At 71.8% G+C, this 24,167-nt stretch carries 18 protein-coding genes and 1 tRNA gene; 3 read left to right on the forward strand and 16 right to left on the reverse strand.

From position 1 onward, the window contains the following. Positions 1–3 precede the first annotated feature (3 nt). From WMR31_RS00085 to WMR31_RS00115, 7 genes are all read right to left on the reverse strand, one after another. Positions 4–3,540: a PKD domain-containing protein gene (locus tag WMR31_RS00085; RefSeq protein WP_340536697.1), complete on the reverse strand. Its 3,537-nt coding sequence runs from the start codon at positions 3,538–3,540 to the stop codon at positions 4–6. 67 nt (positions 3,541–3,607) lie between these two features. Further along, positions 3,608–4,222 carry a hypothetical protein gene (locus WMR31_RS00090; RefSeq protein ID WP_340536698.1) on the reverse strand — a complete coding sequence of 205 codons (615 nt, stop codon included), beginning with the start codon at positions 4,220–4,222 and terminating at the stop codon, positions 3,608–3,610. Between the two features lie 31 nt (positions 4,223–4,253). After that, a complete protein-coding gene (locus WMR31_RS00095) occupies positions 4,254–8,477 on the reverse strand; it encodes a LamG-like jellyroll fold domain-containing protein (protein ID WP_340536699.1) in 4,224 nt (1,407 codons plus the stop codon). Between the two features lie 26 nt (positions 8,478–8,503). Next, positions 8,504–9,202 (reverse strand): hypothetical protein, encoded by a 699-nt coding sequence (locus WMR31_RS00100; RefSeq protein ID WP_340536700.1) that lies wholly within the window; start codon positions 9,200–9,202, stop codon positions 8,504–8,506. 356 nt (positions 9,203–9,558) lie between these two features. Continuing rightward, positions 9,559–10,683 carry an LCP family protein gene (locus WMR31_RS00105; protein ID WP_340536702.1) on the reverse strand — a complete coding sequence of 375 codons (1,125 nt, stop codon included), beginning with the start codon at positions 10,681–10,683 and terminating at the stop codon, positions 9,559–9,561. A gap of 72 nt (positions 10,684–10,755) precedes the next feature. Continuing rightward, positions 10,756–11,343 carry an aminoacyl-tRNA hydrolase gene (pth, locus tag WMR31_RS00110; RefSeq protein ID WP_340536703.1) on the reverse strand — a complete coding sequence of 196 codons (588 nt, stop codon included), beginning with the start codon at positions 11,341–11,343 and terminating at the stop codon, positions 10,756–10,758. A gap of 74 nt (positions 11,344–11,417) precedes the next feature. Beyond that, a complete protein-coding gene (locus tag WMR31_RS00115) occupies positions 11,418–12,107 on the reverse strand; it encodes a 50S ribosomal protein L25/general stress protein Ctc (RefSeq protein WP_340536704.1) in 690 nt (229 codons plus the stop codon). A gap of 228 nt (positions 12,108–12,335) precedes the next feature. Between WMR31_RS00115 and pepN the strand changes: the two genes are divergently transcribed. Beyond that, positions 12,336–14,768: an aminopeptidase N gene (gene pepN, locus WMR31_RS00120; protein ID WP_340536705.1), complete on the forward strand. Its 2,433-nt coding sequence runs from the start codon at positions 12,336–12,338 to the stop codon at positions 14,766–14,768. Here pepN and WMR31_RS00125 read toward each other — a convergent pair. The 9 genes from WMR31_RS00125 to WMR31_RS00165 form a co-directional block, all read right to left on the reverse strand. Then, positions 14,713–15,864, reverse strand: a complete 1,152-nt coding sequence (locus WMR31_RS00125; protein ID WP_340536707.1) for an MFS transporter — start codon at positions 15,862–15,864, stop codon at positions 14,713–14,715. The two genes, pepN and WMR31_RS00125, sit on opposite strands and share 56 nt — an antisense overlap. 50 nt (positions 15,865–15,914) lie before the next feature. After that, complete coding sequence (locus WMR31_RS00130; protein WP_340536709.1) at positions 15,915–16,895, reverse strand: ribose-phosphate diphosphokinase; 981 nt, start codon at positions 16,893–16,895, stop codon at positions 15,915–15,917. Between the two features lie 34 nt (positions 16,896–16,929). Beyond that, on the reverse strand, positions 16,930–18,399 hold the full coding sequence (gene glmU, locus WMR31_RS00135) for a bifunctional UDP-N-acetylglucosamine diphosphorylase/glucosamine-1-phosphate N-acetyltransferase GlmU (RefSeq protein ID WP_340536710.1): 1,470 nt from the start codon (positions 18,397–18,399) through the stop codon (positions 16,930–16,932). Between the two features lie 64 nt (positions 18,400–18,463). Further along, positions 18,464–19,357, reverse strand: a complete 894-nt coding sequence (locus WMR31_RS00140) for a hypothetical protein (RefSeq protein ID WP_340536711.1) — start codon at positions 19,355–19,357, stop codon at positions 18,464–18,466. Beyond that, positions 19,357–19,866: a SigE family RNA polymerase sigma factor gene (locus WMR31_RS00145; RefSeq protein WP_340536712.1), complete on the reverse strand. Its 510-nt coding sequence runs from the start codon at positions 19,864–19,866 to the stop codon at positions 19,357–19,359. Before WMR31_RS00145 ends, WMR31_RS00140 begins: the two co-directional genes overlap by 1 nt. A gap of 104 nt (positions 19,867–19,970) precedes the next feature. Continuing rightward, positions 19,971–20,052 (reverse strand) — tRNA-Gln (locus tag WMR31_RS00150). Between the two features lie 31 nt (positions 20,053–20,083). Beyond that, positions 20,084–20,323: a DUF6752 domain-containing protein gene (locus WMR31_RS00155; RefSeq protein WP_340536713.1), complete on the reverse strand. Its 240-nt coding sequence runs from the start codon at positions 20,321–20,323 to the stop codon at positions 20,084–20,086. Further along, positions 20,323–21,936, reverse strand: coding sequence for a LicD family protein (locus tag WMR31_RS00160; protein ID WP_340536714.1), 1,614 nt, complete (start codon positions 21,934–21,936; stop codon positions 20,323–20,325). The genes WMR31_RS00155 and WMR31_RS00160 overlap by 1 nt, the downstream gene beginning before the upstream one ends. Next, positions 21,933–22,370 carry an FAD synthase family protein gene (locus WMR31_RS00165; protein WP_340536716.1) on the reverse strand — a complete coding sequence of 146 codons (438 nt, stop codon included), beginning with the start codon at positions 22,368–22,370 and terminating at the stop codon, positions 21,933–21,935. The genes WMR31_RS00160 and WMR31_RS00165 overlap by 4 nt, the downstream gene beginning before the upstream one ends. A gap of 106 nt (positions 22,371–22,476) precedes the next feature. Here WMR31_RS00165 and WMR31_RS00170 point away from each other — a divergent pair, with 106 nt between their 5' ends. Together WMR31_RS00170 and WMR31_RS00175 are read left to right on the forward strand one after the other, a co-directional pair. Then, entirely contained in the window at positions 22,477–23,598 is a 1,122-nt protein-coding gene (locus WMR31_RS00170) for an ATP-dependent DNA ligase (protein WP_340536717.1), read from the forward strand. Between the two features lie 3 nt (positions 23,599–23,601). Beyond that, positions 23,602–24,147, forward strand: a complete 546-nt coding sequence (locus WMR31_RS00175) for a putative universal stress family protein (RefSeq protein WP_340536719.1) — start codon at positions 23,602–23,604, stop codon at positions 24,145–24,147. Positions 24,148–24,167 lie beyond the last annotated feature (20 nt).

Here is a 24,167-nt window from a genome sequence, read left to right on the forward strand (position 1 = left end):
GGGTCAGCCGGTCGGTCCCGCCCACAGATCGGCGTAGCTGACGACGATCGGCGCGTTCGTCGAGGTGCCGCTGAGGTAGGGGGCGAGCGCGATCGCGCCGGGCTGCTGCAGTGCGGCGGTGCTGTCGGCGGCGGTCAGCGTCCACGCGTCCGGCTCGGCGGTCCCGGCGAGCCACACCTTCGCGCGCAGCTGCGTGGGCCCGGTGCCGACGGCCCGGGCGCGAACCTGGAGGTAGTCTCCGACACCGGGTTGCACCCCGGCCAGGACGGTGTTGGCCAGCACGGTCGTGGCGCCTCCGACCCGGCGGATCAGGCTGACGTCGACGCGGCCGTCGGACAACCAGCGCACCTGGGTGGTGTACGCGTCGCCGGAGGGCGTGGTGCGGGTCTCGACGCTGCTGTAGGTGCCGTTCCCCGTGGCGGTCTTGTCGGCGGTGAACCTCACTCGCACCTCTGTGTCGGCGGAGGCGACGTCGGACAGGGTGACCCGCGGCCCGGAGCCGGCGTTGGCCAGCTTGATCGTGCCGGTGCCTCCGGAGACCGCGAAGTTCGTGGCCGTGCCCGTGCGGACCCACGCGCCGCCGGTGTCGGCGGTGCCCCATCCGCCGGTGACCACGCGGTTGAACGTGTCGAGCGCGAACGGCGCGATCACCGGTGCCGCGACGGTGACCTGGCTGGTCGTGGTCGCGGTGGCGCCGCGGTCGTCGGTGACCTTGAGCTGCACGGGGTAGGTGCCGTCCGCGGCATACGTGTGCGTCGGGTTGGCGCCCGTGCCGCTCTCGCCGTCGCCGAAGGTCCAGTCGTAGGAGACCAGCGATCCGTCGGGATCGTTCGAGCCTGCGGCGTCGAAGCTCGCCTGCAGGCCGGCGACCGTGGACGTGAAGGCGGCACTCGGCGCGGCGTTGGCGGCGCGCACCTCGACCGTGCGTGTGGTCGACGAGGTCGCCCCGCTGTTGTCGGTGACGGTGAGCGTGACGGTGTAGCTGCCGGCCGCGGCGTAGGTGTGCGAGGGGGTGGCGCCCGAGCCGGTCGAGCCGTCGCCGAAGTCCCACTGGTAGTCGGCGACGGTGCCGTCGACGTCGTAGGAGGCCGAGGCGTCCACGGTCGCGCTCAGGTCGGTGGTCGCGGTCGAGAAGGCGGCGATCGGCGCGAGGTTGGCGCCTGTCGCGGCCCGGTAGTGGTTGGTGACGTCGGCGGCGGTGAGTGGCCGGTGGTAGATCGAGACGTCGTCGATGCTGCCGCGGAAGTAGTAGCTCGACGGGCGACTCGGCCAGCTGGCCAGGTTGTCGTAGCCCACGCGCCAGTAGCCGGCATAGCCGGTGCGCGGGAACCAGACGTCGGCGCGCTGGGCCACGAGGCTGCCGTCGACGTACAGCTTCATCCCCTCGGTGCGCGACATGGTCGCGACCGCCTGGTGCCACTTGTTGTCGGTGTAGGTGGCGTTGCTCGTGACGACCTGGGCCGACCCGTTGTTGACGCCGAAGACCAGGCGACCGGAGCTGTTGAGGTACAGGTTGCGGTCCTCGGCCGACGACGAGCCCGTAGCCCGATCGCCGAAGCCGACGATCTTGCCACCGGCGCGATCGGTACGGAACCAGGCCTCGATGGAGAACTCCTGGGTCGGGTCGATCTTGGTGCGGGTGGAGGCGTAGCCGCTTAGACCGTTGAAGGTGATCGCGCGATCGGCGTCTCCGGCGATCGCACCTGCGACACCACGGGTCACCGTGCCGGACGTGGTCAACGGGTCGAAGCCGGAGGCGTCGGCGACCGTGCTGCCCGAGTTCTCCGAGAAGCGCCAGTAGTGGGACGGCTGGCTGTCGTAGACCGCGCGGCTGTAGGCGCTCTCGGTGCCGGCGCCGGTTCCGGTCGTGGGCGCGGTGAACGAGGTCCAGGGCGAGTAGGCGATGTTGCCGTCGGGGTCGGTGACCGAGACCCGGTACTGGTAGGTGGTGCCTGGGGTCAGGCCGGAGTCGGTGAAGCCCATCGTGTCCGGAGCCCAGTAGTCGGCGCGCCGCGACTTCTCGTAGCGAAGTCCGGCGCGGGTCAGGACATCGCGGTAGACCCGGTAGGTCAGGGACTCGTTGTCGAGGTCCTCGTTGGTGCGCCAGTTGATCCGCACCCGGCCGGAGCCGGTGGCGACCAGGTTGAGGGAGTTGTCCGCGCCGAAGATCCGCGGCCCCTGGGACTTCGGAGCCAGGGCGCGGCTGGCGAAGCGGACCAGCCCCTGCTGCGGCTTGTTGTTGACCAAGGTGAACTCACCGGCCATCACGACGTAGTCGTCGTTGCCGGTGACCGTCCAAGGCCCCTGCTTGAGCCCGGTGAAGGTGCCGGCGTTGAGGCGCGGGAACCAGGTCAGCAGCTCGGGCGCGGGCTGGCCCTCGAAGTTCTGGTAGCCCAGCCGCTCGCGGGTGACCCGGCGGGTGGCGGCCGCCGAGAAGGAGATCGCGCGCTGGTAGCTGGTCGGGGTGGTCTCGGGAAAGCCGTCGATGTTGCCGCAGTAGTGCGAGTGGCCGGTCCCGTACACGGCGCCTTGGCGCGGGTAGGCGGAGTACATGTCGCCGTGGCAGTCGGCGATCCAGGTGGTGGTGCCACCGTTGAAGGAGGCGGCGAACATGCCCTCGAGGGCGGTGCGGTTGCCCAGCGAGTAGGCGGAGCCGTAGAACCTGTCGCCGTCGCTGATCAGCGAGGTGATGGCGCTGTCGGTGCCGCCGTTGCGGACGATCGAGTTGATGGCGGTCGGCAGGACCGCTCCGGTGGTGGTGTCGACCAGGGCCAGGCTGTTGCCGGGGTTGGTCGAGCCGTTGAGGCTGGTGAAGAAGCCGCCGACGGCGATCTTGGTGGCGTCCGGGCTCAGCGCCAGGGCGCGGACCATCGCGTTTGCCTGCGGCGCCCAGTCCAGAAGTGCACCGTTGGTGGTGAAGGCGGCGAGGTAGCCGCGAGCGTTGGTGCCGACGCTTTGGAAGTTCCCCCCGACGAACACCTTGTCGTTGGTGGCGGCGATCGCGTAGACGTCGTAGTTGATGTTGGTCTGGAAGCCCGGGTCGAGGGTCCGGGTCGCCAGGTTGAAGGCCGCGACCCGGTTGCGGGTCTGGCCGTCGATGCTGGTGAAGGTGCCGCCGACGTAGAGCCTGGTCTTGTCGGGCGAGACCGTGAGCGCGCGGACCTGGCCGTTGAGCTGGGGCGCGAAGTCGGCCAGCAGCTCACCGGTGGTGATGTCGTAGGCGAGCAGGTAGCTGCGGTTGACCTCGGACGTCCCGGCCGCGGCACCCGCCGGACGGGCCTTGGTGAAGTCGCCGCCGACGAAGACCACGTTGCCCACCACCGCCTGGGCCCACGCGACACCGTTGATCTGCGCGGTCGGGAGCGCATCGGCGGTGACGGTGGTCGGGGTCGCGGGATCGCTCGGGTCGGCCGGCGCGGAGTCGGCGGTGGCCGGAGCGAGAGAGAGCAGGCTCAGCCCGGCGACGGCCAGGGCAGCGGCCAGGAGCAGCGCGAGAGGTCCGGATACGCGACGAGCGGATCGTGACGGTAGTGACGTCACCGTGGTTCTCCTTCAGCGGCGGTGGTTCTGACGGTGGGGGGAGGTGTTCCGTCGCCGAGTGGACCGGTCACAGCGTCTCGCTGAAGACGAGTGGTCGATTCCCCCCAGAGCTGACCAGCACGCTGAGCGCAGCATAGTCGGCGGGGACGGCGAACACATAGACAGCGCTGGCCCGGTCACCGGGTGCGAGAACGGCGGGCAGCGGGGTGGACTCGCCGGCGAACAAGGGCGCCGGCGTCTGGTCGGGGCCGTAGGACAACGCCACCACTGCGGCGAGGGTCGCCTCGGCGTCGGTGGCGTTGTCGGCGACCACCTCGACCTGGACCGCGGGGCCCGACACCTCCCCCGGCGCCGCAGCCTCGGCGTCGACGCGGGTGAGCGCGCCGAGCCGGACCCGCACCCCGGGCTGAACCGGGCCTGCCTGGCCCGATCCGACCTCCAGCGGTGGCTGCTGCTCCTCAGGTGGCACCGTCGTCCCGGTGCCCGGGGACGGCGCATCGACCTCGCCGGTGGCGGGGGGCGGCACACTGGCGCCGCCGGACCTGGTGTCGTCGGGAGTCGCGGCGGACGAGGCACCCGACGAGGCACCCGACGGTCCGGGCGAGCCGCCGGACTCCGGCGCGGGATCCTCGGGGTCGGACGAACAGCCGGCGGCCAGCACCGCCAGGACGACGGCCAGCACAGCGGCCCTCGTCGGCGTCCTCGGCGCTCGCTCAGCCACCGGGACGCACCGCGAGCTCGTCGTAGGAGACCACGATGGGCGCATTGGATACGGCGCCGGACAGGTAGGCCGACAGCCCGATGCTGGCCGAGGTCTGCAGGCCGGCACCGGCGTCGGTCGTCGTGGACAGCCACCCGGCCGGCTCCGGGGTTCCCGCCGGCCACAGCTTCACCCGCAGCGTCGTGGGGTTGGTGCCGGTCGCCTGGGCCCGCATGAGCAGCCGTTGGCCGGGGGCGTAGGTCAGGCCGGTCGGCACGGTCGCCAGGATCGAGTCGGTGGTCCCGACCTTGCGCCCCACGAGCACCTGGACCGCGCCGGTGGGCTGGACCCGGGCATCGAAGTGGTAGTTGTCGCCGCCGGCCGTGACGCGCGGCCGGACGATCGCCTGCACCGCGCCGCCGACGGGCAGCTTGTCGAGGCCGATCGAGACGGTGACGTCGGTGCTGGTGGAGTCGACGCCCGACAGCGTCGCCCACGGTCCCGAGGAGGGGGCCAGGCTGATCGTCGCCTGTCCCCCAGCGACGGCGAACCGGGAAGCGGTGCCGGTGCGCACCCAGGTGCCGCCGAGGTCGGCGTCGCCCCAGCCGTTGACGGTGGTCCGCCCGAAGTCGTCGCGGGCGAGGAACTGCACCGGAGCGACCGTGACGGGGTGGCTGACCGCATCGGTGCCACCGAGGTCGTCGGTGACGGTCAGCGTCACGGTGTAGGTGCCGGCCGCGGCGTAGGTGTGTGCGGCGGTGACGCCGGCAGCGGCGGGAGTGCCGTCGCCCCAGTCCCAGGCATAGGAGGCGATCGTGCCGTCAGGGTCCTTGGACGCCGTGGCGTCCACGGCCACCCCGAGGCCGGTGACCTGCTCGGAGAATGCGGCCTGCGGCGCGGTGTTCGTGACGGTGACCGGGTGCGAGACCTGCGCCTGGGCACCGCGATCGTCGGTGACGGTCAGGGTCACCGGATAGGTGCCGTCGGCGGCGTAGGTGTGCTCGGGCGCGACCCCGGTGCCTGTCTGGCCATCGCCGAAGTCCCAGGCGTAGCCGGCGATCGTGCCGTCCGGATCGGCGGACCCGGCGGCGTCCAGGTGCACCGTCCGAGCAGCCGACGTGCTGGTGAATGCGGCGTGGGGCGGCTGGTTCGGAAGGTGGCCGCCGCCGGCCTGGAAGTGCCGGCCGACGGTGGCCGCCGACAGGGCCTTGGGGTAGACCGCTACCTCGTCGATGGTGCCCTGGAAGTAGGTGCGACCGTTCCACGGGGAGTCGCCGCCGACCCGCCAGTACCCGGTGTAGTCCTGGGCGGCGGTCTGCGGGTTCGACCCGACCTGGATGCCGTCGACGTAGAGCCGCATCCCGTCGGCGCCCTGGGTGGCCACCACGTGGTGCCACTGACCGTCGTTATAGGCGTCCGCGGTGGTCGTGGTGTTCGTGGTACCGGTGTAGACGCCGAAGGTGAGCTGACCGGAGTCCTCCATGTAGACGTGCCGGTCGTAGTTGGAGCTGGTCCCGGACTGTCGGTCGCCGAAGCCGATCAGCTTCCCGCCCTGGGTGGTCGTGGTCTTGAACCACAGCTCCTCGGAGTAGGCCCGTGGATTGCTGGTGGTCTGGGTGGAGCCGATGGTGCCGGAGGCGCCGTTGAAGACCGCGGCGGTGTCGGTGGTGCCGGCCAGCGCACCCGGGGCGCCGAGGGTCACCCCGCCGCCGGGGAACACGCCGGGGTTCAGGTTGCCCGACGCGTCGGCGACCGACGTGGCTCCCGGAGCCTCGCCCAGTCGCCAGTAGAGCATCGGCTCATCGCCCACGACCTCGCGGCCGTAGTCGTCGGTCGGGGCTGGCGGGACGTCGAGGGTGCGGCCGCTGTCGGTGAAGTGGCGCTGGATCTGGGTGCGGCTGAGGCTGGTCGGGTAGATCGCGACGTCGTCGATCGCCCCGGCGAGGTAGTTGCTCGACGGTCCGTTCGGCCAGCCGCCGAGGTTGTCGCCGCCGATGCGCCAGCGACCCGAGAAGGGCTGGGCCGATCGGGTGGTCGGGTCGGCGGCGGCCCGCCGGCCGTCGACCCACAGGCTCAGCCCGTCGGCGGCGTCGAGGACCCCGACGACGTGGTGCCACTGTCCGTCGTTGAGGCCCGGACTGCTGGTGACGACGCGGGTGGCGCCGGTCCAGACCCCGAAGACGGCGCGGCCGTCGTTGGTCAGGTACAGATGCCGGTCGTAGCTCCCGCTGTCACCGGAGGCCGCCGAGCCGTAACCCACGATCTTCCCGCCCCGGTTGCTGGTCGTCTTGACCCACGCCTCCACCGTGAGGTTCGCCGTGGTCGTCATCGGCGGGCTCGCCGCGGTGCCGGCGCTGGTGCCGTCGAAGGTGGTGGCACGGTCGGTGGTGCCGCTGATCGCTCCGGCGGTCCCGCGCGACACCCCCGATCCGACGGCGGCGTCGTTGGCCCCGGCCCAGTCGTAGGCGACGGCGCCGGAGGGCTCCCCGAGACGCCAGTAGGCGGTCGCGCCGTCGGCCACCACGTCGTCGGCGTAGGTGCCCGGCGCCTCGCCCGCGGTGATCGTCACCGGAGCGGTCTGCGGGAAGGTGAGCCGGTTGCCGAACGGATCGCTGACCCGGACCTGGTAGCGGTACTGCACCCCCGGCTGGAGGCCCGAGTCGCGGAAGGCCATCATCGGCAGGTTCCAGAACCTCGACTTCGCCTTCGTGGTGTAGACCGGCGTGGCGCCGCCGTTGCGGAACACCTCGTAGGTCAGGTTCTCGTTGTCGATGTCCCACGGCGCCTGCCACGAGACCCGGATCGAGTTGCCGCCGAGCGCGAGGGCGTTGGCGGTGAGCAGTCCGTTCGGGCCGACTCGTGGTCCCTGCTTGTTGGGAGCCAGGTCGGGGGCGGCGAACCGCACCAGTCCCTGTTGGGCCACGCCGTTGACGCGCGGGAACTCTCCGCCCAGGACGACGTAGCGGCTGTCCGCGGAGATCGACCAGGCCGCCTGGGACTGGCCGCTGGCGCTGCCCAGCGCCAGCTCCGGGTACCACTGCAGCATCTCCGGAGCCGGGACGCCGTCGAAGTTCCAGCCGTACTCGTCGGGGCCGTGGTTCTGCCCGACCGGGAAGTTGGTGTAGGCCGAGGCGTGCTGCATGTTCACCCAGCGCGGGTTGGACTCGGGGAACCCGCCGTCGACCGCGTGGCAGTTGTGGACGTGCGAGACGTTGTAGAGCACCTGACCGACCGCGACGGCGTCGTAGGTGTCGCCGTGACAGTCGTTGAGGAAGTTGAGGTTCCCGGTGGCGGCATCGGCGGAGAAGGTGCCCTCGAAGTTGCCGGTCCCGAACGCCCATCCGGAGCCGTAGATGTTGGTGCCGTCGGTGCGCAGGTTGACGATCGCCGACTGGTTGCCGCCATTGCGGATCGTCGTGTTGGCGGCCCAGGGCCGGGGCTCTGCGCTCACGGCGTCGACTGCACCCATCCCGCTGGCCGGGGCGCCGCCCAGGTTGTTGAAGGAGCCGCCGACGACCACGGTGTCCCCTCCGGGCGCGAGCACCATGGTGTCGACGTCGGCGTCGGCGGCGGGGGCCCACGGCAACAGGCTGCCGTTGGTCGCTCGCACTGCGGCCAGGCGGGTGCGCGAGGAGCCGTTGACGTTGAAGAAGCTGCCGCCGATCCACACGGTGTCGTTGCTGGCGGTGATGCCACTGACCCGCGAGGACACGCTCGGCGCGAAGCTGCCGACCAGGCTGCCGTCTGCGGTGTTGAAGGCGGCGAGGTGGCCGCGGGCGATGCCGTCGACGGTGGTGAAGTCACCGCCGACGTAGACCCGTGATCCGTCCGGTGACGCGGTGATGAACTGGCCGACGCCGTTGAGGGTGTGGTTGAACGAGGTGATCCGGTTTCCGGTGCGCACGTCGAAGGCGAAGATGTTGCCCGCGGGCACCTCCCCGGCTCCGCCGACGGCGACCCCGGGCGGGCGCGCCTTGGTGAAGTTCCCAGTGGCATAGACGGTGTTGCCGACCAGCACCTGGTTCCACACGATCCCGTTGACCTGCCAGGTCGGCAGACCGTCGGCCGAGACGGTGGCAGGGCGGCCGGGATCGGGCGTGGTGTCGGCATGGGACGGGGCCGCGGCGAGGGTCACGCCGACCACTGCCGCGGCGAGGCCGGTCCCGACGGCTCCGGCGGTGGTGAGGATCATGGCCAGCACGGCCGAGACCGATCGGCGGGGACGGAGGTCACGCATGCTGGTTCTCCTCGGTTGGGAGTGACTCACGATTCGATGCTTCCGGTGAAGACGGCGGGCATCCGAGACCCGTCGAGGTCGACGTAGAGTCGGATCCGGTCGCGCGCGTCGGCGGGGATCGCGAAGGCGTACTTGGCGGTGCGGGTGGCACCGGGGCGCAGGGTGCCGGCGAGGTCGCCGACCGGGAGGTCGTACGACGGGTCCGCCACGAAGCCGGCTCCGGGGCCGTAGACCGCGGTGACCACCACCGAGCCGAGCTCGAGGGGGGACTCGGAGTCGTTGGCGACCGAGATCCGGAACATGGTGGCCGGGCCGCTCGTGGCGCCGGGGCCGAGCCCGTTCACGTGGCGGTTGGTGTGCCCGAGGATCCGTACCGAGACCCCGTCGGGATACGCGGCGGGCGCGCCGAACTCGGCCCCGGGGGCTCGGAGCAGCTGGTCCCGCGACGTGCGGGCCTCACCGGGTCGCTTCACCGGGCCGATGGCCCGTGGCGCGCGCGGATCGGGCTGGACCGCGGTCCCCTCCGACGTCGTGTCCTGGGAGGGCGTCGCGGAGTCCTGCGCGTCCGGCGGCGGTCCCGCCGACGCGTCGTCGCCGCGTCCGAGCGCCATCCAGAGCCCGGCGACCACGAGCGCCGCGAGGACGAGCGCTGCGACGAGGACCCGGCGACGGCCGGCCGCCCCGCTCTCAGAGAGCATCGGTGTCGAGCCGCTCTTGCCTGGCATCGCGTTCCCCACAACTACCGCTCCGGTCACTCGATCGCATGACCGGAACGGACCAGAAGGTCCCAGCGACGTAGCCGGAGTCTAGGTGCGACCCGGCGCCGCGCCCTAGCCGAGCCGAGGTTGAATCGGTGCTGGTCCAGACCGGTGCCAAAGCTGTCGCCCCCCATCGAACAGTCCCCATGGATCCAGGTCGACCGCCCCGCGGCTGCGCCCCGATGACGGGGCCGCCGTGACGCGGTGCCCGACGACCGTCTGGATCCTCCGAGTCATCCCGGCGACGTCGCACTCAACCTAGACCGGCGCCGAAGCCGATCTCCTACCTGAACTGGGGTAACTGCGTCCGGAGCCCGGCTGGCTCACCGCACGACCTGCGGCGTCAGCTCCCCGGGGTGGGCCTCGACCCACGACTCGACGTCGTCCTCGCGCACCGACTTCCACAGCCCCCGCCCGAGATCGTCGTCGAGGTAGACGACGCTGGCCGCACCCTCGGTGCCGAACCCGCTCACCGGCGCGGTGAGGTAGTCGATGCTGCCGCCGCGCAGCGAGCGCAGGGAGAACAGCAGGTCGCGCATCTGGCCGGTGCTCCACTCCTCGTCGACGCTGAGGTTCTTGGTGAGCACGTCGAGGAGCTCATAGATCGCGGCGGGGTTCTTGCTGCCCGCCCGGTTCAGGGTGCTGGTGGCCAGCGAGCGCAAGAAGGCCTGCTGACGCTGGACGCGATCGAGGTCGCCGCCGGGCAGCCCGTAGCGCTGGCGGGCGTAGAGCAGGGCCTGTTCACCGTCGAGGTGGTGCTCGCCGGCGGTCCAGGTGTAGTCACGGGCGCTGTCGTGGACCGTCTCGGGAATGGTCACCGTGACGCCGCCGAGCGCGTCGGTCAGGGCGGCGAAGCCGGCCCAGTCGACGACGGCGAGATGGTCGATCCGCACGTCGGTGAGCGTCTCGACCGTCTCGACGGCCAGCGCGGGCCCGCCGAGGGAGAAGGCGGCGTTGATCTTGTCGCGCCCGTGCCCGGGGACCTCGACCCAGGAGTCGCGCGGGATGGAGATCACCGAGGCACCACGCCGGTCGGCGTCGATGTGCAGGATCATCATCGTGTCGCTGCGCTGGGCACCGGGCTCCCACTCCGGCGACTCCGCGTTGTCTCCGGTGGTGGCGACCTCGGATCTCCGGTCGGTGCCGATCAGCAGGACGTTGAGCGCCTTCTCGGTGTCGCCGGTGGTGACCCGGGTCGGCCGGTTCTCCAGGCCGGCGAAGACGCCGGGGATCCGGTCGACCTGACCGCCGAGCCGGTGCTGGAGGTAGAGGAACCCTCCGACGCCGGCCACGCCCAGCACGACCACCAGCACCAGGAGCGTGGTGAGGATGCGGCGCGGCCACGACCAGCGCGAGTCGTCCTCGTCGGGCGCCTCGGCGTCGGTCGACCCGTCCGAGAGATGACCCTCGTCGTCGAGGAACGAGTCGTCGCCCTCGGGCTCGCCCATCGCCTGTCCCCCAGTCCCCGCCGGCTCCGGCCGGGTCGCACCGATCGTAATCGAGCGCCGGTGGCGGCGCGCTCAGCTGTTGTAGCGCTGCTGGGTCTTCTCCAGGCCGTCGGTGATCAGGCTCTCGACGGCGTCGGCGGCGGTGTCGACCTGGAAGGCCAGCTCCTTGCGCTCGGCTGCGGAGTAGTTCGACAGCACGAAGTCGGAGACCTCCTGGCGTCCGGGCGGCCGGCCGATCCCGGCGCGGACCCGGTAGAAGTCGCCGGTGCCGAAGGAGGAGCGCAGCGACTTCAGTCCGTTGTGGCCGTTGTCCCCGCCGCCGTTCTTGGTGCGCAGGGTGCCGAAGGGGATGTCGAGCTCGTCGTGGATGACCACGATCCGCTCCGGCGGCACCTTGTAGAAGCTCGCCAGTGCCTTGACCGGGCCGCCGACCTCGTTCATGTAGGAGCGCGGCCGGACCAGCACGACGCGCGGCGTGTCCGGTCCGGGCGGGCCGAGTCGTCCTTCGACGACCTCGGCCCGTCCCGACTTGTGCGCGCGGAACGGGCTGCCGAGCCGGCGCGCCAGCTCGTCGATCACCAGGTAGCCGACGTTGTGCCGGTGCCCCGCATAGCCGGGTCCGGGGTTGCCGAGGCCGACGACGAGCCATACATCGGACATGTCGTCGGCCTCCTCGGGCGCGTGCTTCTGGGGCGCGATCACACGGCCCAGGAACCACCGGAGCCGGGAGAGGATCACTCCTCGTCGGCCGCGGTCTCCTCGGCGGACTCGCCGTCGGCGGACTCGCCCTCGGCCTCGGCGGCCTCCTCGTCGGACTCCTCGCGCTCGATGCCGGCCTCGGCCTCGGCCTCCCCGAGCTCGGCCTCGAGGGCCTCGGCGCTGATCTGCTCGGTGACGTTGACCACCAGGGTCTCCTCGTCGACCAGCAGGGTGGTGCCCGAGGGCAGGGTGAGCTCGGCGGCGGTGATCTGGGTGCCGGCCGGCAGACCCTCGACGGAGACCTCGATGAACTCGGGGATGTTGGTGGCCTCGGCCTCGACCTGGACGGTGGCGTTCTCGGTGACGACCAGGGTGTCGGGGCCGGCCTCGCCGATCACGTGGACCGGGACGTCGACGGTGACCTTCTCGCCCTTGCGGACCGCGACGAAGTCGACGTGCTCGAGCGTGCGGCGGATCGGGTCGACCTGGACCTGCTTGGTGAGCGCGAGCTGGGTGTCGCCGTCGATCTCGAGCTCGAGGAGGGCGTTCGCGCCGCCGTGCTTGAGCGCCATCATCGTGGCGTGGCCCGGCAGGGTGATGTGGACGGGGTCGTTGCCGTGGCCGTAGATGACCGCGGGCACCTTGTGCTCGCGGCGGATCCGGCGCGCGGCGCCCTTGCCGAACTCGGTACGGCTCTCGGCCTTGATCTTCTCGGTCTCGGACATGCTGGCGTCTCCTGCGTGCTAGGTGATCTGGGGCGATCGACTGGTTCGAGGGGCCCCGGGCCGGTGCGGATCCGCTGGCCGCTCGACAGCGCGGCGGACTCGAGGGAGACTCGAGTGCAGCCGGCCCTGTCGATCACGGAGCGGTCCGCTCCCTCGCCGAGGCAACCCGAGAACCCTACGGGACTCCCCCGCTCCGGTCCCAATCGTGCGCGTGCCAGAGTCGGGGTCGTGAGCCTGAGTCTCGAGGAAGCCCGTGTCCGCGCCGCGATCGTCTCCGACGTCGCCTACGACCTCGACCTGGATCTCAGACTGGATCCCACCGATCCCGCGCACGGCGACTACGGCATGCGCGCGAAGGTGAGCTTCCGGGCGGCGGGACCCGAGACCTTCCTCGAGCTCACCGATGCCACGGATCTGGCGGTCGCCCTCGACGGCGTCCCGCTCGAACCCGACTACGACGGACGCCGGCTGTACCTGCACGGGCTGGGCGGCGCCCACGAGGTCGAGATCACCGCACGCGTGCCGCTGGTCACCGACGGCGACGGGATGCACGTCTTCACCGATCCCGCCGACGGCGAGACCTATGTGTCGGCCTACCTAGGAATGGACATCGCCCAGAAGGTGCTCCCCTGCTTCGACCAGAACGACCTCAAGGCCCCCGTGACGCTGACGGTGACGGCCGATCCGGCGTGGACGGTCGTGGCGAACGGCCGGGTCGTCGAGCACGACGCGGCCGCGGGGCGCTGGCGCTTTGCCACCACCCCGCCGCTCCCGCTGCCGATGTTCGTCGTCTGTGCCGGTCCCTGGCACTCCCACCGGTGGGAGCACGCGGGAATCCCGTTCGCCTGGCACGCCCGCGCCTCCCTGGCCGCCGAGCTGGACCGCGACATCGACGAGCTGCGCCGCACGACCGAGGCATGCTTCGACCACTACGCCGAACTGTTCACCGAGCCCATGCCCTTCGACTCCTACGAGCAGGCCTTCGTGCCTGGACAGAACTGGGGAGCACTGGAGACGCCGGGGTGCGTGACGTACCGCGACGAGTACCTGCCCCGCGGCCGGATCACCGACCGGATGCGCACCCAGCGCGCCACCACGATCGCCCACGAGATGGCGCACATGTGGTTCGGCGACCTGGTGACGATGACCTGGTGGGAGGACACCTGGCTCCAGGAGAGCTTCGCCGACTACATGGGCTACCGGGTCGCCGAGGCCGCAGCCGGCTACCCGCACCTGCTGGTGCGCTTCGAGACGATGCGGAAGGTCAACGCCTACCGCGACGACGCCCGCCGCTCCACCCATCCGGTGGCACCCGAGGCCGCCGATGTGCCCGACGTCGACGCTGCGGCCACGAACTTCGACATGATCAGCTACGCCAAGGGCAACGCCGCGCTGCGCCAGCTGGTCACCTGGCTGGGCGACGAGACCTTCCTGGCCGGCGTGAACCGCTACCTGTCCGAGCACGCCTTCGGCAACACGACGCTCGCCGACTTCGTGGCCGCCCTCGACGCCGCCTCCGAGCGGGACGCCGTCGCCTGGGCAGACGCCTGGCTGCGCACCAGCGGCTTCGACACGATCGTGGTGGAGCGGGACGCCGCCGACGTGCCGGTCCTGCGGCGGATCGGCAGCCGCCCGCACCGGTTCCAGGTGGCCGCCTACGACGACCAGCTGGCCCTCCTGGAGACGAGGATGGTCGACCTGGAGTCCGAGCCGGTCGCACTCGAGGGGTGGGAGGGTCGCGTCGTGCTGCCCAACGTGGGCAGCGAGACGTTCGCGCAGATCACCCTCGACGACCGCTCGATGGAGGCGTTCGCGACCGGCCTCGGCGCCCTGGCCGACCCGCTCGCCCGGGCCGTGGTGTGGGGGCAGTGGTTCGACGGCGTCCGCACGCACCGGATCGATCCGCTCACCTACCTCGGCGTGCTCACCCGGCACCTCCCGGCGGAGACCGACCCGATGATCGTCACGTCCGTGGCCAACCGCACCGTCATGTACATCCTTCCCGAGCGGGTGCCCTCCGGCGCGATCGGCGACGCCGTCGACGCACTCGCCGGCGCGTTCGCCGACGGACTGGCCCGCGCGGACACCGACGAGCTGCGGCTCACCTTCGCCGAGGGCCTGGCGGCCACGAGTCGCGACGCCGACCTGCTGGCCGGCTGGCTGGAGGCCGACGGCGTGACCGGCCCGCACGGCGTCCTCGGCTGGTACGCCGGGCTGCGGTGGCGGGTGATCGCCCGGCTCGCCCAGCTCGACGCGATCGACGCCGAGGGGGTCGAGGCCGAGCGCCGGCGCGACGGCACCGTCGACGGCGAGCTCGGGGCGGCCCGCGCGCTGGCGTCGCGCCCCACCCAGGAGGCGAAGGAGGAGGCGTGGGCGGCCGCCGTCGAGCCGGGGGTCTCCAACCGTCGCTTCGGCGCGCTCACCGCGGGCCTGTGGGACGTGGAGCAGGCCGAGCTGCTGGCGCCGTTCGTGGAGCGCTACCTGGAGCAGGCGCCCACCCTGGCCGAGCGCGGCCAGGCGTTCGCGCAGGCGGTGGGTCAGGCGTTCCCGCAGATCCCGCTCACCGCTGCCCAGCTCGAGGCGGTCGCCGCGGCGACCGACGGCCTCACGAACACGATCCTGCGGCGGGACTGGGAGGACGCTCTCGACGACCGGCGGTGACGACCGCCAGGCAGACGATCGCCAAACCGGCGGCTCCGGCCAGCGCCGCCGCTCCCCCGCCGAACGCACCCAGCACGTAGGGCGCGGCGAAGCCCAGATAGGTGAGGGCGTAGAACACCGCGATCGTGGCGCCGCGCTCGTCGGGGGCGGCGATCCGCTCGGTCTCGCGCAGGCCGGAGACGAGGATCATCCCGTAGCCGGCGCCGAGCACCGGACCGGCGGCCAGCAGCATCCAGCGGACGTCGACAGCGATGGTGGCCACGCCGATCAGGCAGCCCGCGGCGGCCAGCACCAGTCCGGCGTCCCCGGCCAGCAGCGGGCGGTGGTCGTCGAGGCGACGAGCGACGCCCTGGATGACGACCCCGGTGCCGAGGGTCAGGCCGGCCAGGATGCCGGCGAAGGCGAGCTCGCCGGGCCCGTGGCCGCCGATCGCGCTGGGCAGGAAGGCGATCGAGATCGCCGCGCAGCCGAACACCCACGGCGCCGCCGGCGCCACGACCAGCAGGAAGCGGCGACCGCGGGTGACCGCGGGCAGGCTGAGCAGCGGCCGCCTGGTCTCGCGCGGACCCGGGTCGACGAGGGTCTCGGGCACCACGCGCACCAAGATGATCGCGAGGACTCCAATCACCACATGGGGCAGGTAGGGCAGCACGAGGGGCGCCGGGGACCACTGCGCCACGAGCCCGGTCACCAGTGGCCCGACGCCGAACCCGGCGGACAGGGCGATCGCGGCCCGGCGCGCCGCCGTCCCCGGAGCCTCGTGGACCGAGAGCTCGGCCACCCAGGCGCTCGCGGCGCTGAACACCACGCCGGAGCAGACCCCCGCGAGCAGCCGGGCCGCGCACAGCCCGAGCGTGGAGTGCGACTCGACCATGAGCAGCAGGCTCGCCACCGGAGAGAGCACGACCGCGGGGACGACCAGCGTGCGGCGTCCCCACCGATCCGAGGCCGCGCCACCGGCGAGCAGCGCCGGCACCAGTCCCGCGGCGTAGACGCCGAACAGGAACGCCCGGGTCTGGGTCGACATCCCGAGCTCGTCGCGGTAGGCGAGCAGCATCGGGGTGAACTGGTTGGCACCCCAGCCGACCACGAACATCGCGAACGCGACCCGCTGCCAGGAGCGGGCGCCGTGCGCGAGGCGGTCGCTCAGGCCTGACCCTCGAACATCGAGGTGACCGACCCGTCCTCGAAGACCTCCCGGATCGCACGTGCCACCAGCGGTGCGATCGAGAGCACGGTGAGCTTGTCGAACTGCCGGTCGGCGGGGATCGGCAGGGTGTTGGTGACCACCACCTCCACCGCAGGCGAGTTCTTGAGCCGGTCGACCGCCGGGTCCGAGAGCAGCGCGTGGGTGGCGGCGATGACGACGCCGGCGGCGCCGTCCTTCATCAGCGCCTCGGCGGCGTTCACGATGGTGCCGCCGGTGTCGATCATGTCGTCGACCAGCACGCACATGCGGCCCTTGACGTCGCCGACGACGCGGTTGGCGACGGTCTCGTTGGGCCGGTCGGTGCGGCGCGACTTGTGGATGAAGGCCAGGGGGGCGCCGCCGAGGCGGGCCGACCAGCGCTCGGCCACCTTGATCCGCCCGGCGTCGGGAGAGACGACGGCCAGCGGCTGGTCGCCGTACTTCTCCTTGACGTAGTCGGTGAGCACCGGCAGCGCCATCAGGTGGTCGACGGGGCCGTCGAAGAAGCCCTGGATCTGGTCGGCGTGGAGGTCGACGGCGATCAGCCGGTCGGCGCCGGCGGTCTTGAACAGGTCGGCGATCAGGCGGGCCGAGATGGGCTCGCGGCCGCGGTGCTTCTTGTCCTGGCGGGCATAGCCGTAGAAGGGCATCACCACGGTGATCCGCTTGGCCGAGGCGCGCTTGAGCGCGTCGACCATGATCAGGTGCTCCATGATCCACTCGTTGATCGGCGCGGTGTGGCTCTGGATGACGAACGCGTCGCAGCCGCGCACCGACTCCTCGTAGCGCACGTAGATCTCGGAGTTGGCGAACTCGTAGGCCGACTGCGGCACCAGCGGGGTGCCGAGGATCTCGCTCACCTGCTCGGCGAGCTCGGGGTGGGCCCTGCCGCTGAAGACCATCAGGTTCTTCTCGGTGGTCTTCTGGATGCCGGTCACGTGCGCTCCTCGGGGGGTCGGAGATCCGTGGGATTCACTGGTCGTCGGAACCGTCGTCGACCGGATCGGATTCTGCCAGGGCCGCCTCGGCGGCCTCGGCCTGGGCGGTACCAGGACGCCGCCGCACGGTCCACCCGACGAGGTTGCGCTGGGGGCCGCTGCTGACCGCCAGGGCGCCCGGCGGCACGTCGCGGCGGACCACGGTCCCGGCGCCGGTGCCCGCGCCGTCACCCACCTCGACCGGCGCGACGAAGGTGTTGTTGCTGGCGGTCTTGGCGTGCCGGCCGATGCGGGTGCGGTGCTTGGCCACGCCGTCATAGTTGGCGAAGATCGTGCCGGCGCCGATGTTGGTGCCCTGGCCGATCTCGGCGTCTCCGACGTAGGACAGGTGCGGCACCTTGGCGCCGTCGCCGATGTCGGCGTTCTTGGTCTCCACGAACCCGCCGATCTTGCCGCCGACGCCGAGCCTGGTGCCGGGGCGCAGGTAGGAGTAGGGCCCGACGTTGGCAGCGTCGCCGATGACCGCGAGCTCGCCGTGGGTGCGCACCATCCGGGCGCCGACGCCGATCTCGCAGTCCTTGAGCGTGGTGTCGGGACCGATGACGGCGTCCTCGCCCACCACGGTGGCACCGAGCAGCTGGGTGCCCGGCAGGATCGTCACGTCGGGGGCGAGCACGACGTCGGCGTCGATCCAGGTGGTGGCGGGGTCCATCACGGTGACGCCGTCGCGCATCCACCGGGTGACGATGCGGCGGTTCAGCTCGCGGCCGAGGTCGGCGAGCTGGACCCGGTCGTTGGCGCCCTCGGTCTGCATCACGTCGTCGATCACCCAGGCGCCGACGGTGAGCCCTGCGTCACGGGCGATCTGGACGGTGTCGGTGAGGTAGTACTCGCCCTTGGCGTTGTCGTTGCCGATCCGGGGCAGGGCGTCGGCGAGGAAGCCGGCCTCGAAGGCGAGGATCCCCGAGTTGATCTCGTGGATCTCGCGCTGATCGACGGTGGCGTCCTTCTCCTCGACGATCGCGACGACGTCGCCGTCGTCGTCGCGGACCACCCGGCCGTACCCGAAGGGGTTGGCGAGCTCGCCGGACAGGATGCTCACCGCCCGCTCGGCGGCCTCGTGCTCGGCCACGAACGCGCGCAGCGAGTCGCCCTCGAGCAGCGGGGTGTCGCCGTAGGCGACCACGACGGTGCCCTCGACCGGACCCGACGTGCTCGCGACCAGTGCCTCGACCGCGACCCGGACCGCGTCCCCGGTGCCGCACTGCTCCTCCTGGACGGCGAGCAGGATGTCGGGCAGGAGCGCCTGGATGTGCGCGCCGACCTGCTCGCGCTGGTGACCCACGACCGCGACGACCCGGCGCGGCTCGGTGGCCTGCACCGCGGCCAGCACGTGGGCGATCATGCTGCGCCCGGCGACCGGGTGGAGCACCTTCATCGTCTTCGACTTCATGCGGGTGCCCCCGCCTGCGGCCAGGACGATCACGGTGAGGTTGCTCGGCACCCCGTCACTGTAGGTCACCGGCTCCCCGGTCGGCGGATCGGCGAGAGCGCCGGGATCGCCCGGATCAGGACTCGCCGGTGGTCCAGATCGGGTCGCGCAGGAGGTTCTCGATCTGCGGCACGGTGAGTGGCGGCAGCTCCGCCGATGCGGGCGAGTTCGGGTACCACTTCTCATCGACGGTGTTAGCGACCGAGCCGCTCACGATCCCGCCGTCCTCGGTGCGCAGCTCGACGGTGTGGTCGCGCAGCTGGCCGCCGGCCTCGCGGGCGTCGGTGGAGATGACGCGGCCCACCACCTCGCCGCCGGCGTCGGTGAGCTCGCGGCACTCGGCGTTGTAGAGGTCGCGCTCGGCCTTCGACCACGCCCAGGCGTAGGCCTCGCAGCGCATGTCGTTCGACCTCTCGCCGGGCGCGCTCAGCCGCAGCTCGATCGTGCCCCGGCCCACGGGGCTGTCGGTGCGCACCACCAGGACGCCGACCTGGTCGGCGAACTCCGGGTATGCGTCCTCGATCGTCATGTCCTCAGGCAGCCGCTCCTCCAGCACGGCGAACATCTGCCTGGCCGTCCGGTTCCACCAGCCGTGGGCCTCACCGGGTGCGGGCTCGCTGTACTGCGGGATGCCGGGCGTCGGCACGCCCGGGTCGCTGGTGGTGGCGCCAGGGACGCTGGCCTGACCCGGGTCGGGACTGGTCGCCCACCCGGTGGTGCCCTCGGGGCTGCCGACCGGGGTCGGGTCGTCGGCTCCGCCCGCGAGCGGCCAGACCACCGCGACCGCCAGGGCCGCGACGCCGAGCGTGCCGCCCGTGGCGGCCAGCCGACGGCGTCGGCGCGCGCGCCGTCCGGCGGTCAGGACGGCGCCGGGCAGGTCGCCGGGGACGGACAACCCGTCCAGGGAGCGACTCATCCGCTCGCGCAGGCTCCCTGCGTTCTCGTCGGACTGGTGGGTGTGTGGGCTCATCACTGGGCTCCGTTCAGGTGCGGGTCGTCGAGCCCGGCGCGCAGCACTCGCAGCGCACGCAGGCTCCGGTTCTTGACGGCGGCCTCGGAGAGACCGAGGGCCTCGGCGGTCTGCACGACGCTGAGGTCCTCCCAATGGCGCAGCACGACCACGGCCCGGTCCAGCGGGGCGAGCTCGCCGAGCGCCTCGAACAGTGCGATCCGGTCGGCGGGGTCCCCTGCGTCGGGGTCGGCCTGATCGAACTGCTCCCCCACCGGCACCTCGCCGCTGCTGCGCCGACGACGTTCGGAGAGGAAGGTCTTGTGCAGGATCCCGTGGCTGTAGGCCACGGGATCCTCGGCCCGGCGGACCTTGGCCCACGAGGCGTAGACCTTCACCAGGGTCGTCTGGACCAGATCCTCCGCATCGGCCCGGCGCAGCGTGAGCATCATCGCGCTGCGGAAGAGTCGATCGGCTCGGGCCGCCATGAACTCGGCGAACTCCGCGTCGTGTCGCGATCTGGATCGCACCGGTCCCCCTGGTGTCGTGGCTAATGGCTCCGTCACCAGACAAGACGCCGCGACCCGCCGAAACGGTCTCACGCGACTTCGTCCGAGTGTGCCGCGGACGAGCGTGGCTCCCCGGGTAGGAGTCGAACCTACGTCGCTAATCCTGATTCAAAGTCAGGCGGGCCCTGCCGGCAGACCAACCGGGGATCGATGAGCGGTAAGCCTAGTCGTCGGGCCGTCACAGGCGCGCGCGGTACTCCTCCAGTGCCCGGCGGACGCCGTCCTCGTCCCGGTCCGCGACCGGGAGCAGAAGCTCGGCCACGACGTCGGTGAGCTCGGCGACACGGCGGTGCAGCTGGCGGTTCTCCTGCACCTCCGCCTCCAGTGCGGCGAGCCGGGCCCGCACACCGACAGGTCGGCGTCGCAGCCGGCGGTAGCGCTCGCGGGCGACGGCGGTGGTGGCGCTCAGGCGGGTCATCAGGGTTCCTCTCGGTGCGACTGGTGCTGTCCGGACGGCCAGGAGACCCGCATCCGCACGACCGCGGGATCCGGCTGGTCCCACAGATCGGTGCCGGGACCACGCTCCTCGTACTCGACGACGCCGCCGTGCCGCTCGATCTCGCGGCGGATCGCGTCGGCGTCGAGTCGGCGGACCAGGCCGGTCGGTGCCGGGTCGGCGAGCGGCCGGTCGGGGTCGGCGGCGCTGAACTCGAGGAACAGGCGGCCCCCGCGACGCCCGGCCATCCGGGCCAACAGCCACAGGTTGGCGCGAGCGGCCTCGCCCAGACAGCCCAACAGCTGCCGGGCACACAGGTCGTGTCGCTCGCGGGCCAGCTCGGCGCCGGTGACCAGGACGGTCCGCAACTCGTCGAGGATCAGGATCCGCACGTCGAGCGGCAGTCCGTCGCGTGCCGCGCGGCGGGCGAGGCGTCCGCGCGCGGCGCGGGAGAAGTCGAAGGCGCGCACCGGGTGCCCGCGCTGGGCGAACCACACGGCGTCGCGGCCGGTCCCGGTGCCGAGGTCGGCGATCGGCGCGTCCTGGCGGACCTGCCCGGCGACCCAGCGCGCGAACGTGGAGCGGCGCCGCGGGACCCGCCGGCGTCCGGCGCCCTGGTGGAACTCGGTCCAGGCCGGCATCGTCGTGCGGAAGCCGCGCAGCCAGCCGTCGAGGCGACGGATGCCCGCTACCGGGTCGGCGTACTTGAACGAGGGGTCGGGCACTCGCCAGCCGGGTCCGTAGACGAAGGCGAGCATCTCCTCAGGACGCGCCGGCGCCGGGAACTCGACGCCGTGCAGGCTCACGGCGGACAGCGGGAGGATGGCCGACTCGGGGAGCCGCCCGCTGCGGTTGCCGAGCTGGTAGAAGACCCCGTCGACGCGGAAGGCCACGAACACGTCGATGTGGCACTGTCTCCCGTCACTGAGCGGGAGCAGCAGCTTGATGTCACCGCCGGACATGCGCAGCAGGGTCCAGCCGCGGTCCCGCATGACCCGCTCGATCCGGTAGGACTCCGAGATCACCTCCGCCGGCGACGCCTGCCCGCTGAGGTAGCACACGTCGGTGTCTGAGTCCTCGGCGATCATCGCGCCGTCGCGGACCGCGCCCAGGAGGGCGCCGTAGTTGAGGTAGGCGGCGACCCCGGCATGCTCCTGGAGGTCGGCGATCGCGCGCCGGGTGCCGGTGAGGATCTCGTCTCGCACGCTCTCGTCGGTGGCGGAGAAGGCGCGGCACAGGTGCCCCACCTTGTCGACGGCAAGCGGCAGTCCCTGCGGGTCGACCACGGCGATGCGGCGGTGGGCGTCGTCGGGGTCGCCGAGGCTCACCTCGGCGTCGAGCAGGACCTTCCTGCCGCCGGGATCGGCGACCTCGATCCGGGTGCTGCCACGCAGGAAGGGCAGCAGGACCCGCGGCCACGGCACGTGCACGCCCCCGCGCGCCGGGCGGCCGTCGCGGATCGGTGCGGTGGCGAAGATGTAGCGGCCGTCGAAGCTCACCACGAGCGCGGCGGCGGAGGTGTCGCGCACGAGCAGGCCGTCGTCGCCGACGTCGACGAGCGGTGGGGCGATCGAGCGGTCGAGCAGCCCGCTCACGAGGCCGACCGGGTGGCCGAGCCGATCGCCGCGCGCAACTGGGTGCTCGAGGTGTGCGCCGTGTAGGGGATGTAGACGACCTCCACGTCCAGCGGCGCCATCCGCGCCTCGAGGTCGATGCCGCGAGGGCTCCCCCGCCAGTCGTCGCCCTTGAACACGCGATGGAAGCCCACCTCGCGCCAGGCATCGGTGCGGTCGAGGGTGGTCTCGGCGTAGGTGGCGTCGACGATGCCGATGCTGTCGACGATCTCGATCCGCTCCTCGAGCGGGACGAAGGGACGGATGCCCTTGACCTGCTCGCACAGCTCGTCGGAGACCACCCCGGCGACCAGGACGTCGCACGCCGCTCGTGCCTGTCGCAGCACGTTGAGGTGCCCGACGTGGAAGAGATCGAACACACCCGGCACGTAGCCCACCCTGGGGCCGGTCGTCATGGCCAACGCTTCACCTTCTTTCTTGAGTTGATTACTCTACTTTATGAGACGGGCGGCGCCGGTACCGCCGCGCGATCCGGCGCGTCCGGCGGTCTAGGCTCACCACGTGGACCTGCCCGTGATGCCACCCGTGCAGCCGATGCTCGCCAAGGCCGTCAAGGGTGTGCCCGACCCGAGCAAGACGGTCGTCGGCGGCATCGCAGGGCTCAGCTTCGAGCCCAAGTGGGACGGCTTCCGCTGCCTGGTCTTCAAGGACGGCGACGAGGTCGAGCTCACCAGCCGCAACACCAAGCCGCTGACCCGCTACTTCCCCGAGCTCGTGACCGCGATCCGCGAACAGCTGCCCGAGCGGTGCGTCCTGGACGGCGAGGTGTTCGTGGCGCTCGACCGGCCCGACGGCGTGCGGCGCCTCGAGTTCGAGGTGCTCCAGGAGCGGATCCACCCCGCGGCGTCCCGGGTCACGATGCTCGCCGAGAAGACACCGGCGAGCTTCGTCGCCTTCGACCTCCTGGCCCTCGGCGACGACTCCTATCTCGATCGCCCCTTCGTCGAGCGGCGCGCTGCGCTCGTCGAGGCGCTCGGCGGGCTCAGCGGCGGCCCCTGCTACCTGACCCGCACCACCGACGACCCCGGCGTCGCCGAGGAGTGGTTCCACCAGTTCGAGGGGGCCGGGCTGGACGGCGTGGTGGCCAAGCCGCTCGGCGCGCCGTACACCGAGGGCGGGCGCACCATGCTCAAGATCAAGCACGAGCGCACCGCCGACGTCGTCGTGGCCGGCTACCGCGAGCACAAGACCAGCACGCCCGAGAAGCCGTTGCTCGGCAGTCTCCTGCTCGGCCTCTACACCGACGACGGGCTGCAGCACGTGGGCGTGAGTGCCAGCTTCACCGCCGCCCGGCGCGCGGAGCTGATCGAGGAGCTCCAGGAGCTGGTCTGCCCCATCGAGGAGCACCCGTGGGGCCGCTGGCAGGAGTTCCTCACCGCGAACCCCGACCGGGTGCCGGGCACCCAGAGTCGTTGGAGCCAGGGCAAGGACCTCTCGTTCACGCCGCTGCGCCCCGAGCGCGTGCTCGAGGTGAAGTACGACGCCATGGAGGGCCGCCGGTTCCGCCACACCGCCCACTTCAAGCGCTGGCGGCCCGACCGGGATCCCGAGTCGTGCGGCTACGACCAGCTCGAGCAGCCGGTGAGCTACGACCTGTCCAGTGTCCTGTCCGGAGGAGAATGAACTATGGCCGATCCCACCTACAACGTGGTCCTGCTGGTCGAGCAGGCCCTCACGCCGCTCGATGCCCGGCAGGTCCGCTCGCTGCACGAAGCACTCGACGAGCCGGTCGTCTACTACGTGCTGCTCCCCCTCGACGACGCCGCCGCGCGCGTGGAGGCCTCGCTGGGCACGCTGTCGGGCAGCGAGCTGCTGGCCGCCCCCGGTGTCCCGATGAACGACATCGACATCGACGCGGTGCGCGAGGAGTGCCGCGAACGCTCCGAGGCCGACCTGACCACCACCGTGACGGTGCTCAAGGAGGCCGGCGCGAACGTGGGCGGCAGCAAGCTGGTCACCGGGTCGCCCATCGACGAGCTGGCCGCGGAGGTCACCAAGGTCGACGCCCGCGAGACGATCGTGCTGACCCGCCCGCACGTGGTCGCCGAGCTGTTCCGCCAGGACTGGGCCTCCAAGGCGCGGCGCAAGCTCGGCGTCCCGGTCCTGCACCTGCTCGAGCACGAGACCTTCGACGAGCAGGCCGCGGGACCCGACGGCATCGGCGGGGCCTGACGGCGTCGGCACTACCCTCG

It is taken from the genome of Nocardioides epinepheli (genome assembly GCF_037936805.1).
In the GTDB taxonomy this organism is placed as follows: Bacteria; Actinomycetota; Actinomycetes; order Propionibacteriales; family Nocardioidaceae; genus Nocardioides.